This is a genomic window from Candidatus Pelagibacter sp., assembly GCF_965262185.1.
In the GTDB taxonomy this organism is placed as follows: domain Bacteria; phylum Pseudomonadota; class Alphaproteobacteria; order Pelagibacterales; family Pelagibacteraceae; genus Pelagibacter.
Genome location: NZ_OZ253498.1, coordinates 485,516 through 498,410, shown reverse-complemented (window position 1 = coordinate 498,410; position 12,895 = coordinate 485,516). Strand labels below are relative to the sequence as shown.

At 32.6% G+C, this 12,895-nt stretch carries 13 protein-coding genes; 5 read left to right on the top strand and 8 right to left on the bottom strand.

What is annotated here, in order from left to right; translation table 11 throughout:
• Nucleotides 1-34 precede the first annotated feature (34 nt).
• The 5 genes from ACQY31_RS02860 (at nucleotide 35) to ACQY31_RS02840 (ending at nucleotide 5,896) form a co-directional block, all read left to right on the top strand.
• Nucleotides 35-949: a DMT family transporter gene (locus ACQY31_RS02860; protein WP_428080664.1), complete on the top strand. Its 915-nt coding sequence runs from the start codon at nucleotides 35-37 to the stop codon at nucleotides 947-949.
• A gap of 3 nt (nucleotides 950-952) precedes the next feature.
• The gene (locus tag ACQY31_RS02855) at nucleotides 953-2,170 is read left to right on the top strand and encodes an aminopeptidase P family protein (RefSeq protein WP_428080662.1); all 1,218 of its coding nucleotides are present in this window, start codon (nucleotides 953-955) and stop codon (nucleotides 2,168-2,170) included.
• 5 nt (nucleotides 2,171-2,175) lie between these two features.
• Entirely contained in the window at nucleotides 2,176-3,291 is a 1,116-nt protein-coding gene (locus tag ACQY31_RS02850) for a serine/threonine protein kinase (protein WP_428080660.1), read from the top strand.
• A 131-nt stretch (nucleotides 3,292-3,422) separates the two neighbouring features.
• Nucleotides 3,423-4,475: a threonine aldolase family protein gene (locus tag ACQY31_RS02845; protein WP_428080658.1), complete on the top strand. Its 1,053-nt coding sequence runs from the start codon at nucleotides 3,423-3,425 to the stop codon at nucleotides 4,473-4,475.
• A gap of 50 nt (nucleotides 4,476-4,525) precedes the next feature.
• Nucleotides 4,526-5,896, top strand: a complete 1,371-nt coding sequence (locus tag ACQY31_RS02840) for an aminotransferase (RefSeq protein WP_428080656.1) — start codon at nucleotides 4,526-4,528, stop codon at nucleotides 5,894-5,896.
• Here the strand turns inward: ACQY31_RS02840 and ACQY31_RS02835 are convergent.
• From ACQY31_RS02835 to ACQY31_RS02800, 8 genes are all read right to left on the bottom strand, one after another.
• Nucleotides 5,893-6,888, bottom strand: coding sequence for a cyclodeaminase (locus tag ACQY31_RS02835; protein ID WP_428080654.1), 996 nt, complete (start codon nucleotides 6,886-6,888; stop codon nucleotides 5,893-5,895). The genes ACQY31_RS02840 and ACQY31_RS02835 overlap by 4 nt on opposite strands.
• On the bottom strand, nucleotides 6,878-7,879 hold the full coding sequence (locus ACQY31_RS02830) for a pyridoxal-phosphate dependent enzyme (RefSeq protein WP_428080652.1): 1,002 nt from the start codon (nucleotides 7,877-7,879) through the stop codon (nucleotides 6,878-6,880). The genes ACQY31_RS02835 and ACQY31_RS02830 overlap by 11 nt, the downstream gene beginning before the upstream one ends.
• A gap of 45 nt (nucleotides 7,880-7,924) precedes the next feature.
• On the bottom strand, nucleotides 7,925-8,152 hold the full coding sequence (locus ACQY31_RS02825) for a hypothetical protein (protein WP_428080650.1): 228 nt from the start codon (nucleotides 8,150-8,152) through the stop codon (nucleotides 7,925-7,927).
• Nucleotides 8,153-8,719: 567 nt separating this feature from the next.
• Nucleotides 8,720-9,292, bottom strand: coding sequence for a hypothetical protein (locus ACQY31_RS02820; protein ID WP_428080648.1), 573 nt, complete (start codon nucleotides 9,290-9,292; stop codon nucleotides 8,720-8,722).
• 176 nt (nucleotides 9,293-9,468) lie between these two features.
• Nucleotides 9,469-9,840, bottom strand: coding sequence for a hypothetical protein (locus tag ACQY31_RS02815; RefSeq protein ID WP_428080646.1), 372 nt, complete (start codon nucleotides 9,838-9,840; stop codon nucleotides 9,469-9,471).
• Nucleotides 9,824-10,069: a hypothetical protein gene (locus ACQY31_RS02810; protein WP_428080644.1), complete on the bottom strand. Its 246-nt coding sequence runs from the start codon at nucleotides 10,067-10,069 to the stop codon at nucleotides 9,824-9,826. The genes ACQY31_RS02815 and ACQY31_RS02810 overlap by 17 nt, the downstream gene beginning before the upstream one ends.
• Nucleotides 10,059-12,734: a primase-helicase family protein gene (locus tag ACQY31_RS02805; protein WP_428080642.1), complete on the bottom strand. Its 2,676-nt coding sequence runs from the start codon at nucleotides 12,732-12,734 to the stop codon at nucleotides 10,059-10,061. Before ACQY31_RS02805 ends, ACQY31_RS02810 begins: the two co-directional genes overlap by 11 nt.
• Nucleotides 12,715-12,891 carry a hypothetical protein gene (locus ACQY31_RS02800; protein ID WP_428080640.1) on the bottom strand — a complete coding sequence of 59 codons (177 nt, stop codon included), beginning with the start codon at nucleotides 12,889-12,891 and terminating at the stop codon, nucleotides 12,715-12,717. Before ACQY31_RS02800 ends, ACQY31_RS02805 begins: the two co-directional genes overlap by 20 nt.
• Nucleotides 12,892-12,895: the final 4 nt, after the last annotated feature.

Below are 12,895 nucleotides of genomic sequence, written 5' to 3'. Positions count from 1 at the left end.
GTAGAAAGATCTTTTTAGAATTAGATTTCCTCAAATGCTAGAGCTCAAAAACCATAGATTGGCTATCCCGATAGTTCTTTTTGCAGGTCTATTATGGTCTTTTGGACCTTTAGTAGTTAGATATATGGATAATCCTCAACAAGTGCCATGGCAATATATATTTGGTAGAGGTTTAACCATATTTATTTTATTAAATTTGTATTTATTTTTTGAGGAAGGAAAAAGTTTTTACAAAAATTATTTTAAAATAGGTATTTCAGGAATAGTGGGTGGGTCTGGCCTTGGAATAGCTATGATTACTTTTATTTATTCAATTACCAACACTAGTGCTGCGGTTACTCTATTATGTTTAGCAGCAATGCCATTCTTCACTGCTTTGTTGGCCTTTTTGTTTTTACGAGAAAAAATTTCAATCAGTGTTTGGATTGCAATTTTTATAGCTACCATCGGAATTGTAATAATGGCGATTGGCAATTCTGGCCAAAATTCTTTAGTAGGTTTTGTTTTTGGTCTAACTTCATCAATTGGATTTTCAGTTTTTTCAGTTTCGTTACGTTGGAGAAAAGAAACTCCTAAATTTACGACAGTTGCTTTTGCGGGGTTTTTTTGCTTTGTATTTGCTTCAATTATGATCCTTAGTAAAGGTCAAGTAATTTTTGCAACCAGTTATAATGGAGCTTTATTTTCTTTGCATGGGACCTTGGTTTGTTTTGGACTGATTTTATATTCGATTGGATCTAAAGCTATTCCAGCTGCAGAATTAACTTTATTGTCATTAACAGAAGTAGTTGGAGGTATTTTTTGGGTATGGCTTCCAATTTTAGGAATAAACGAAGTTCCCTCTACTAATACAATTATTGGTGGCTTTTTTATTTTTATGTCTTTGATCTATTATAGTTTGATTATACGGTGGAATAGATGGAATAAGAGACACATAGCATTAAATTAGTTTATGGAAAGACCAGATTTTTTTGAACTTAAAAATGGTGAAAAAGTAAAATTACCATTTACAGATAAAGAATATAACGATCGAGTAAGCAAACTTAGATCAGTAATGGATAAAAATAATCTTGATATGGTTATTTTAACATCCATGCACAACGTTGCATATTATACAGGTTTTATTTATTGTTCATTTGGTAGACCATACGGGTGTGTCATTACTCAAAATAAAATTTCAACAATTTCAGCCAATATTGATGCAAGTCAACCATGGCGTAGATCCCATTGTGATAATGTTATTTATACTGATTGGAAGAGAGATAATTTTTTAAGAGCAATTGTATCAATTATTGGAAGAGATGAGCCTCCAAAAAACATTGGAATTGAAAATGATCATGTCACTTTAGATATGAGAGACAAAATTGGATCTATTTTTACTTTCTCTGTATTTAGTGATGTTTCAAATGATCTAATGAAACTTAGAATGATTAAATCTGATGAAGAAATTGAGATCATTAGAAATGGTGCAAGGATTGCAGACATTGGTGGTGAAGAAATAGCTAAAAATATTAGAGAAGATAACACGGAGATTGAAGTAGCAATAGCAGCAAGAGATAGAATGGAAAGGGAGATCGTTAAAAGTTATCCAGGTGCAGAGTACATGGACACTTGGGTATGGTTTCAATCTGGTATCAATACAGATGGAGCTCACAATCCAAAAACTAATAGAAAATTAGTTAAAGGAGATATTTTATCTTTAAATACTTTCCCTATGATCTCGGGATATTACACCGCATTGGAGCGAACTTTGTTTTTGGATCATGCAGATGATGCATCGCTTAAAGCTTGGGAAGCAAATGTTAAAGTTCATAAGCGAGGATTAGAATTAATTAAACCAGGTGTTAAATGTTCAGATATTTGTAATGAGCTAAATGAATTGTTTGCAGAACTTGGTTACCTTCAGTACCGAACATTTGGTTATGGTCATTCGTTTGGTATGCTTTCTCACTTTTATGGAAGAGAAGCTGGTTTAGAATTAAGAGAAGACATTGATACTGTTCTTGAGGAAAATATGGTGGTGTCTATGGAGCCAATGATTATGATCCCAGAGGGTAATCCTGGTGCTGGTGGATATAGGGAACACGATATTTTAGTAATAGGTAAAGATGGAGCAGAAAATATTACAAAATTTCCTTTCGGGCCTGAGCATAATATTATAAAAAACTAATCTTTATGAGCGAGAATAAAACTATTGTTAATAGTTGGAATGAGTGGGATCCGTTAAAACACGTTATTGTTGGAAGAGCGGATGGTACTTGTATACCGGCACCAGAGCCAGCATTGGATGCAAAAGTTCCTGAAGATAGTGATATGCGAGGTCAGTTTGGTCCAAGAACCAAAGACACTGTCGATAAAGCAAATGAATTGTTAGACAACTTTTCAAACATGCTTCAAGAAAGAGGCATTAAAGTTGATCGACCAACACCAATTGATTTTAATCAAAAGACATCAACACCTGACTGGGAAGCAGAAACTATGTTTGGTTGTATGCCCCCAAGAGATGTATTGTTAACTGTTGGTAATGAAATTTTAGAAGCAACAATGAGTTATCGATGTCGTTGGTTTGAATATTTATGTTACCGACCACTTCTTAAAGATTATTATAATCAAGATCCTAACATGAGACACGAGTCTGCTCCAAAACCAAGACTAACAGATGCAGATTATAGAAAAGATTATCTATCAGATAAAATTGGTGTTCAAAAAAGATTAGAGTGGACTGAGAAAAAATATTTTGTAACTACTGAAGAAGAGCCATTGTTTGATGCGGCAGATGTATTGAGATTTGGAAAAGATTTGGTTGTGCAACATGGTTTTACAACTAATTTAAAAGGAATTGATTGGTTAAAGAGACATTATAAAGATCACAGAGTACATGCAGTAAATTTTCCAGGAGATCCATATCCTATTCACATAGATGCAACCTTTACCCCAATTAAAGAAGGTTTAATTATCAACAATCCTCAAAGAAGATTGCCAAAAGAACAAAGAAAACTTTTTGAAGATAATGGATGGGAAATTGTTGATAGTGCTCAACCAGCTCACAACGAACCACCACCACTATGTTATTCTTCAACATGGTTATCAATGAATGTTTTAGTTTTAGATCCTAAAACAGTTTGTGTTGAGAAAAGTGAAGTTTATCAAGCAGAGCAACTAGATAAATTAGGGATGGAAGTAGTCCCTGTTGAACTTAGAGATGCTTATGCATTTGGTGGAGGACTTCATTGTTGCACTGCAGATGTTTACCGTGAAGGTGAATTAAAAGATTATTTTCCAAAACAGTGATATAGTATTCATAAAAAATTTAGCAAATTATGGAATTAGTCATTATTTTAATCATAACAGTATTAGCTTATCAGGATATTATATAATTAATTTTATTTTAAGAATTAAAATAAAAATTTGTCAGGAAACTAATGCCTAAAATACAAACCAAGAGAAAGAGAGTGAAGTTCGCTTCTGATAATGTTGCTGGTGCTTGTCCTGAAGTATTGGAAGCAATTATAAAAGCAAACGAAGGTGATAGTACGCCTTATGGAAATGATCCCATATCAAAAGATTTGCAAGACAAATTTTCAGAAATATTTGAAAAAGAAGTTATTGTTTTTCCAACCGCATCAGGAACAGCCGCTAATGCTTTAGCATTATCAACGATGACACCATCTTTTGGAAATATTTATTGTCATAGATTATCTCATATAAATTTAGACGAATGTGGTGCACCTGAATTTTATACAGGGGGAGGAAAACTTGTTACTTTAAATGGGATTATGGGGAAACTAACACCAGAGGAATTAGATCAATCTATAGGAGGAAAGGGGATAGTTCACCATACCCAACCATCTTCAGTAAGCATTACTCAAGTGTGTGAAACTGGTGAAGTGTATCAATTAGATGAAATTAAAAAAATTGCAGAAATTACTCATAAACACAATCTAAATTTACATATGGATGGTGCAAGATTTGCGAATGCATTAGTTTCTCTTAATGCATCTCCAGCAGAAATGACATGGAAGTCAGGGGTTGATGTATTATCTTTTGGAGCAACGAAAAACGGATGTTTTGCAGCAGAAGCAATTGTGTTTTTTAAAAAAGAGTTAGTAGGTAATACAGCTTTTTTAATGAAAAGAGCAGGGCATTTGTTGTCTAAAATGCGTTTTGTTTCAGCGCAATTAGATGGTTATTTAGAAAACAATGTTTGGTTAAAAAATGCAAAACATGCAAATGACATGGGTAAAAAGTTAAGTGAAAGTCTAAATCAACACAAAGATATAGAATTAGTTTACCCAACAGAAGCAAACGAAGTATTTGTAAAATTTCCAAGACATATGATTGAAAATTTAAATTCAAATGGTTATGAAATGAATGATGAAGATTTTGAAGGAAAGACTGTAAGATTAGTAACTGCTTGGAATACCCAACAAAAAGATATTGATCATCTATTAGAGACCATAGAAAAAACTAATTAAAATTTAATTTTTTTCTATATTTTTTGATTAATAAGGTCTAAACACGAATTATGTTAAAAAATGATCAACTTGCTGAATGGGATAGAGAAAATTTCTTTCATCCATCAACACACCTAGCACAACACGCAAGAGGAGATGCTCCTAGTAGAATTATTACCGAAGGCGAAGGGGTTTATATTATTGATCGTGATGGCAAAAAATATTTAGATGGGTTTGCTGGATTATATTGTGTGAATGTTGGTTATGGTCGAAAAGAAATTTCTGAGGCAATTTCAAAGCAAGCACATCAATTGTCTTATTATCATGCATATGTAGGGCATGGTACAGAGGCATCCATTAAACTTTCAAAAATGATTTTAGATCGAGCACCCAAAAATATGTCTAAAGTTTATTTTGGTTTAAGTGGATCTGATGCAAATGAGACGAATATTAAAATTGTCTGGTATTACAATAATATTTTAGGAAGACCTAATAAGAAAAAAATTATCTCAAGATGGAGAGGGTACCATGGATCAGGTCTTGCAACTGGATCCTTAACTGGATTAGATATATTTCATAAGAAATTTGATCTTCCAATTGATAATATCATTCATACAGAAGCCCCTTATTATTTTAGAAGAAAGAATTTAGAGCAAACTGAAGAACAATTTTCAGAACATTGTGCTGAAGAATTAAAATCTTTAATTCAAAAGGAAGGCGCTGAAAATATTGCAGCTTTTATTGCAGAACCAATGTTAGGAACAGGTGGAATTGTTCCTCCTCCAAAAGGATATTGGGAAAAAATTCAGCCTATCTTAAAGGAAAATGATATTTTAATTATCGCCGATGAGGTTGTAACTGGCTTTGGAAGATTAGGTAAAATGTTTGGTTCTGATTTTTATCAAATAGACTCTGATATTATAACAATTGCTAAAGGATTAACCTCTGCTTATGCACCATTATCTGGATCTATTTTTTCAGAAAAAATTTGGGAAGTTTTAGAAAAAGGAACAGACGAGTTTGGTCCAATTGGTCATGGCTGGACTTATTCAGCTCACCCGATTTGTGCAGCTGCAGGCGTTGCTAACTTAGAATTAATTGATCAAATGAATATTTTAGATAACGTTAATGAGGTTGGACCTTATTTTAATGCTCAATTAAAAGATAAAATTGCAGATCTTCCACATGTAGGAGAAGTTAGAAGTGAGGGTTTATTAGGAGCTATAGAATTAGTTGAAGATAAAAAAGCTCATAAATTTTTTGATCCAAGTAAAAAATTTGGACCAACACTTGCAGGACAATTATTAAGTAATGGCGTTATAGCAAGAGCAATGCCGCAAGGGGACATTTTAGGTTTAGCGCCACCACTATGTATTAATAAGTCTGAAGTAGATATTTTAATTAGTTCGATTGCAAAAGTAATAGAAGAAGCTAAAGCTTAATTTTCTATAATCTTTCCTATATTTTTTTCTTTAGCCAATTTATCGGTTAAAGTTGCAATAGCTGTATCTTGAACTCCAGTTCCAGTCAAATCACATAAAGTAATTTGATTTTCATCAGATCTTCCTAAATTTGGATCAACAATAATGTTACCAAGTTCAGGAAAGGTTTCATTATCTTTCACAATATTTTCTTTTATAGCTGTTCTTAGTTCTCCTAATTTTTTGGACTGTGAATTTCGATCTGGCACAAATAGATCTATTGATTTAAAAATATTTGGATCAATTTCATTTTTTTCAGAATTATCTGATCCCATGGCTGTAATATGTTGACCTTGTTGTAACCAACTTTGTTTTATTAAATATTCTTTACTAGGGGTAGTCGTTATCAATACTTCATTTTCTTTAACTGCTTTTTCAATATTTAATTCTACCTTACAATTTATGTTAGTATTGCTTTTGATATCTTCAGCACATTTTTGAGCTTTTAACTGATCTCGTCCCCAAACAGTAATGGTATCAAATTTTCGGACCAAGCATGCTGCTTGTGCTTGTAGTCTTGCCTGTAATCCTGATCCAATAATTCCTAAACTTTTACTATTTTTATTGGATAAATATTTTATTGATATAGCTCCTGCTGCTGCAGTTCTAATATCTGTTAAGTAACCATTGTCTAATAACAAGGATTGAACCAAACCGGTTTTAGAAGAAAATAAAACCATTAATCCATTTAAACTTGGAAGACCTAAAGATGGATTATTAAAAAAACCAGGACTTATTTTTACAGCAAACCCATCAAAATTCTTGATATAAGCAGTTTTTACATCTACTTCACCTCGTTGATCTTTCATTTCCATTGATAGAATTGGAGGCATTTCTACCTCTCCCTTTGCAAGCGCTACAAACGCTTTTTCTATTTCAGCAACTAAATTTAAGTCAAGATGAATTAAACTTTTTATTTCCTTTTCAGATAATATAAAAATTTTATTGGACATAAGATGAACCACTAATTGTTAAGTCTCCCATTTTTATATCTTTACCTTCTATAATTTTTTTATGTAGATCAAGATCTATATTTTTACCAGTAATAATAGTTGAGGTTAAGCCATTTAAATTTTTGATTTTGTTATTCATCAATGCAGCAACCCCAACTACACAAGCTCCCTCACAAATAATATTATCTACATAATAAACTTCTTGTAATGCTTTATAAATTTCTTGCTCGCTGACCAAAATAATATCATCTAGATATTTCTGACAAAGTTTAAAACTATATTTATTTGATAGGCCAATTCCACCTTGCAACGAGTCTGCAAGGCTAATAAATTCTTTTACTAATGATGGCTCATTTTTCTTAATTGATTGATACATAGCAGCACCATTTTCCATTGATATTCCATAAACTTTTATATTAGGATTTAATTGTTTCAAAACAGCTGCAATCCCTCCAGCTAACCCACCACCTGAAAGAGGAATTAATACATTTTTAATATCTGGGTCTTGTTCAAATAATTCTAAACCAATTGTTGCTTGTCCGTTTAAAACATCTAAGTCATCAAAAGGAGATATATATTTTAAACTATTAGATTTTGCTAAATTTAAACTTATTTCTTCAGCCTCATCTTGAGATGAACCTTGTATTTTAACCTCTGCGCCTAGTTTTTTAATCCCTTCAATTTTATTAGTTGGGACATTTTCAGACATACAAATTACTGCTTTTTTATTTTGTTTTTGCGCAGCATAAGCAACTCCTTTTCCATGATTACCAGTTGAACAACAAGTTACCCCTTTATATTGATCAGATAGATTTAGAATTGCATTCATGGCTCCTCTAATCTTAAAAGCACCAATCGGCTGATTTAATTCTAATTTTAATTTTAAATCTATCCCGAGTTTTTTAGATAAGTTTGAATTTATTAATTCTGTCTCATTAACAAATGAAGAAATTTTTTTTTTAGTATTTTTTACTTCTTCAATTTTTATCATTTAAAATCTTAACTTATTTTAATTGTGACTTAAATTGTAAATCAATTAATTTGGATTTTCTTTTAAAAACTCAATATACTTTATAACTTCATCAAATTGTTCATCAGGAATGTCTTTGTAACTTGCATTGAACTTGCTTTTCACACAAATTGCAACATGAGCATAGGGGTTTCTTCCTTTAGGGTGATTAGGATGTTCAGGTAATTGCCCCACCAAATAATCGCCAGCTTCCTGAATAATTTTCCAGAGTTTGCGAGAGTTTTCTGGCGACATACCTACTCAATCTTTGTTTTATCTCTTTTGTTTCGAGTATGTTTCGAGTTTATACTTTATTTATATTTATTTCATTAAGATTTTCTTTAAATCAATGCTTCGAGTTTGGGAGTCAAAATAAGCCATTTTCCTGGATAATGGCCTTGTGGAAAAATAATCCTATCTTCGGTTTTTGTTCTAGTATGAGCTCACTCGACTGTTGTCTCGTTCGCTCTGGCCCATCAATATCGGGCCCCGTTGAAATTGGTTTTTTGAAGTTCTAATTAAGGGGCACACCCTTTTTGTGTATCTAGGAGTCCCAATATCAATCCTAAATACTAAGATCTCGACATTTATAGACCTGGAAAACTTTTTGAAGTTTTAAAAATAATTCTGAAAAAATTTTGCAAAATTTTTTTTCAAAAAAAAAACCTCTCGACCTATGGGCAATAAATCGAGAGGCCAAAGTGTTATTACTAATGATGAATTAAATATAACATATCAGTGGTTCTTGAACAGTTGGTCATTCAGCGTGCAACGAAAAGCGAGTGACAAGGGACTACAAAAAATGAAACAGGAACCATAGGATCAAATCTCATATGGCCCTTTTTTCGGTTTAGGTTTTTCTCTTGGAGTGTTTCTAAATTTATTTGGTTCTAACATATGAGCGTTAGCAGAGTGGTATTGATATGATCCATAACCAGGATTACTCTCATTAAACAAAGTGACATATGGAGAAGTTCTTCTTGGCTGATTGATCACGGATCTTTGGACTTCTTGAATTCTTTCCCTTTTTTTATTTTTTGCAATTTCTATGGCTTCAGGCAACAGCTCTTGGACTTCTTGATCTACATTGTGTTTGAGCTTTGCTAACATTTTAGCTTCATTATGTTTTCTAAATGCTTCGTTAGGATAATTGGCTTTATAGTGATTTCCTCTTCTATAGATCTTCTTTAAGGTGGTCTTTTGACCATGGTTCAAACCTATGTTTTCACGCACTGCCTCTGGTGCCTTAAAAAAATATTGTCCATTTCTGAATTCGTATTGACCTTCTAATTTGCCGTGTCTCATTCTCATTCTTACGGCGTTCGGAGAAATATTCAATAATTCTGCGTATTCTGTACGGTTAAGATCAAAAGGATTTAAACTTTGTTTTTTCATATGTAATAAATTCAACGCAACAAATGACCTTGCAACGGATAATGGGTGGTCAGTGTTTTTGCACGCTATCAACATTTTATCACAATGAAATTAAAAGCTAAAGTAGGTGCTCAACCAACTCAACCAACTCACCCCTTTAGCAGAATAATAATCATGGCAGTGTTGGTGGAGATCGTCTAAGTGCATGAGTGAATTGAGTTTAGTGAGTTAATCATCTTTCTCAAGAGCTCAAAGAAGTGATCCAAGCTAATGATTGCAAGGGCAGGCTCTCTGTTTTTCTTAACCACTAACAACGGCTCTCTGTGATTGTGCCTCTTAGCTTGTTTGAAGTTTGTATATAAACCTTTGTGCATTTCGGAGTTTTTACATTCTGTAGAATATGGAAACACTCTTTTTGCTGTAAGTGTTAAAAGTTTAATATCCTCTCCATTTTCTCCTGTGTTGCTCGTTCTAATATCTTCTGAATTTAGATTGAATAGTTTTATTATTTTATCCTTAACAATATTTTGAAGGTATCTACCTTTTGCTTTTCTACTGTCGTTGTTCATCTTCAATTTCTCCTATTAGATTTTTTGCGATCAACTCTCCCAATAGTTCATGGTGATGGATCTTTAATTGTTCAGCGAATATTCTTTGTAAGCAATCCTTGTGGTGGTGTGGGTATTTTCTTTGGAGAGCTTCAACGCCCATATTAATGTAATCTTCCAACCAGGTTTCAATCTCTTCCTGCTTTGGAATTAGATCACAATTTTTATAATAGCAAATATCATTCTTCATTGTTTCTAATATCCTCTATAATTTTTTCTGGAGTTCTTACTCCTCTGCTTATTCTTTTTCTGTAATCCAACAGGCTTTTGACTACGAATTGATTGTTGTGTGACAGTTCTTCTTTACCAGATAATACATTGTCGAAAACTTCTTTTGGGTCTCTGCCTTTAAATTCTTTAAATAAACTGTCCTGCATACTAAATAATTTTTTTATTAATTCTTTGAGCTCAATAACTTTTTTTGGTTCTTGGATTAGAGCTTCCTGATATTTTAGTTTTTCTTCATCAATAGTTATTTTGACTTTGTTGTAGTTTAGGTGGATTGTTTCAATTTGTTTTGGAGTGAGATCTCTATAGCTTTTGCCAGGAATAGGACACATGCTATCATCAAGGTTATATAATCTTTGTCTAGCTCCATTTATTTCGATCTGCCTGGTTTTATCTCCATTGTTCCATGGTTTAGAGTTTGTTGATAAAAATTTATAAAGAGCGTCATCGCCATAAGAACCCCAATCAAAGGTTTCTCTTTCTCCTGTAATTTCAGTTTTCAATGTTTTTGTACTTAGTTGATCATTCAACCAATTAAATGTTGCAAGGCCAGACCAATTTCCGTTGAAGATCCGTCTGTGATTTATATCTGGTCTAGTTAAATCATATTCTAGTTTTTTAATAACAGGATGTTTGCTCTGTTCAATTAACTCTTTCAAGTCATCTGTTTGTGGAGCTCTTCCTAAAAATATTTTTGGATTATCGATCTTAACTTCATTTTTAAAATAATGAATTAATGCAGAAGCTCCGTCGTCACTATCAACAAAATCCCAGATCTTTTCAAATGATCCATCTTCTTCTTTTTGGATCAATTCTTTTTCTGTCTTTTTGATATTGCAGAAATAGTATCTTCGAGCTCCGTTGTTCAATGACAATACTCTTGGATCATTTGAGAATAATAAAAAGTTAGTGAGGTTTGGTAGCTTTACCATTGGTTTGTTTTTGAAGTTGCAGGAATAAAAATCATCTGCCACAAAATTTTTTAGCGAGTTTGACCCTTCAGCTTTTGATTTAAAATCTCCGAGTGATACTTCATTTAAAACTAATACCTGGGTTCCAATTAATAGAGTGTTGTGTGTATTGGTTAAATGTTTGTAGTTGGCGTTCTCATTTACATTTTCAAATCCAAGTATTCTTGAAATTATTCTAGCCAATAATCCTTTTCCTGCACCTTCTATTTCTGAAACAAGCACCACAGCCCATTTCATCTTTACACCTGGATTTTGAATATTGAACGCTATCCATTTTTCGATCATGTTCCATTTGTCTCTGCCTAATAACCAAACATAAAAATCAATAATGAATTGGATATCTCCCTTTTTTGGTTCCAGGTAGTGTGGGACATAGATATTTAAAACTGTTCCCTTTGATACAAGTGGTATTATTCCAGGTCTATCAATATGAATTAATCCAGGTTTATACTTTGCAGAAGTTATAAAAGTTTCAGCTCTTGCAAATTTTTTATTTGCTAAAAGGTTTCCTGTCAGTGTTCCTTTGTCCAAGAATACTTCATGTTTATGGAAATTATTTATTTGTCTATCCTGGTAGAATTCACTCGATCCAAGCTTATTAAACATATCATTGGCCATGACATAACAATATGATTTTAGAATTTTCTCCATTGTGAACCCTTGCTCCAAACTTTTTCCTTTTAAAATTTTAGTGTCTCCTGGATTTGGAATATTTAATCGGTTCTCTTGTCGAGTATAATTTATTTGTTTCTGATAACTCTCTGGCCATACATAGCCAATACTTCTTCCATCTTCGTGTACTTCTTTAATCAACTGTAATATTTCATTATCGCCATAACCTTGATTGACGGCTTTTGCTATTACGACTTGTATCCAACTGTGATACTTACCACCCATATCTGGGTGCTCTTCTATTGTTCCATTTTTAATTGCCATCAATATTGAAATTTTAGTTTGTCCATCATCATCGATCTTACTTAACCAATCTTTCTTTTTTTCATTTTTCGGCTGCGATTGCTCTGGTAATTTTATTTCAAAATCATCTGCATTAACTTTGTTTTCAATTAGTGCATTTAAAAACTCTTGTTGTGTTCCTGTGATAAAACTATCGTCGTTAAAATCTTTTATATAATCGTTTCCAATTCCATTCATAAAAGGAAGCATTATTCCGTTTCCTGTGTCTGATACTTTTGCCTGCTTTGGAAAACATTCTGTATTTTGTGGAAGGTTCAATTTGAATAACAGTGTGTGTAATACATCAATAACTTTTTGAGCATCTGTCCAATCAGTGAATTTAATATATAGGTGTAGACCTTTTGATTTCGAGAAACATGGAACCAGGGGTAAATTTAACTCTCTCAACCTGGACAGTAGTTCTTTTTTTAATTTTTCATCTTTATAAACTTCTCCATCAACATCGATTGCACCCCATTTGCATTTGTTATCGGATTTTCTAATTGGTGGTAGAACAACACCTTTATTCAAGGTTCCACTCAAATGACCTTCTAAACAGTAGGTAAGTGGCAGTTTAAATTCCTTTTTAACACCCCATCTTTCGCCACCATTTTTTTTGATAGTTATGTTGTTTGGATCTGCCAGGTAGAATAGGTCTGATCCTTCAAATATATCTATAAATCTAAATTCTTTGTTTATCATTTTGTAATTCACTTTTGATTTCGTTTTGCCCGACCTTTATTAGCCATTCAATTAACTGTGGGATTGAAGTTCTAATAGGAATTTGTTTTTGTATCTGTTTAAGCTCATCAAAGCTCTCTGATTTAATTTGTATATTGTGCCATCTAGGTTTATTCATATTT

Bases quoted from the DNA above. Each gene is read 5' to 3' on its own strand.
- ACQY31_RS02840 (WP_428080656.1), top strand. From the start codon at position 4,526: ATGTTAAAAAATGATCAACTTGCTGAATGGGATAGAGAAAATTTCTTT.
- ACQY31_RS02825 (WP_428080650.1), bottom strand. From the start codon at position 8,152: ATGTCGCCAGAAAACTCTCGCAAACTCTGGAAAATTATTCAGGAAGCT.
- ACQY31_RS02835 (WP_428080654.1), bottom strand. From the start codon at position 6,888: ATGTCCAATAAAATTTTTATATTATCTGAAAAGGAAATAAAAAGTTTA.
- ACQY31_RS02845 (WP_428080658.1), top strand. From the start codon at position 3,423: ATGCCTAAAATACAAACCAAGAGAAAGAGAGTGAAGTTCGCTTCTGAT.
- ACQY31_RS02830 (WP_428080652.1), bottom strand. From the start codon at position 7,879: ATGATAAAAATTGAAGAAGTAAAAAATACTAAAAAAAAAATTTCTTCA.
- ACQY31_RS02800 (WP_428080640.1), bottom strand. From the start codon at position 12,891: ATGAATAAACCTAGATGGCACAATATACAAATTAAATCAGAGAGCTTT.
- ACQY31_RS02815 (WP_428080646.1), bottom strand. From the start codon at position 9,840: ATGAACAACGACAGTAGAAAAGCAAAAGGTAGATACCTTCAAAATATT.
- ACQY31_RS02810 (WP_428080644.1), bottom strand. From the start codon at position 10,069: ATGAAGAATGATATTTGCTATTATAAAAATTGTGATCTAATTCCAAAG.
- ACQY31_RS02860 (WP_428080664.1), top strand. From the start codon at position 35: ATGCTAGAGCTCAAAAACCATAGATTGGCTATCCCGATAGTTCTTTTT.
- ACQY31_RS02820 (WP_428080648.1), bottom strand. From the start codon at position 9,292: ATGAAAAAACAAAGTTTAAATCCTTTTGATCTTAACCGTACAGAATAC.
- ACQY31_RS02805 (WP_428080642.1), bottom strand. From the start codon at position 12,734: ATGATAAACAAAGAATTTAGATTTATAGATATATTTGAAGGATCAGAC.
- ACQY31_RS02850 (WP_428080660.1), top strand. From the start codon at position 2,176: ATGAGCGAGAATAAAACTATTGTTAATAGTTGGAATGAGTGGGATCCG.
- ACQY31_RS02855 (WP_428080662.1), top strand. From the start codon at position 953: ATGGAAAGACCAGATTTTTTTGAACTTAAAAATGGTGAAAAAGTAAAA.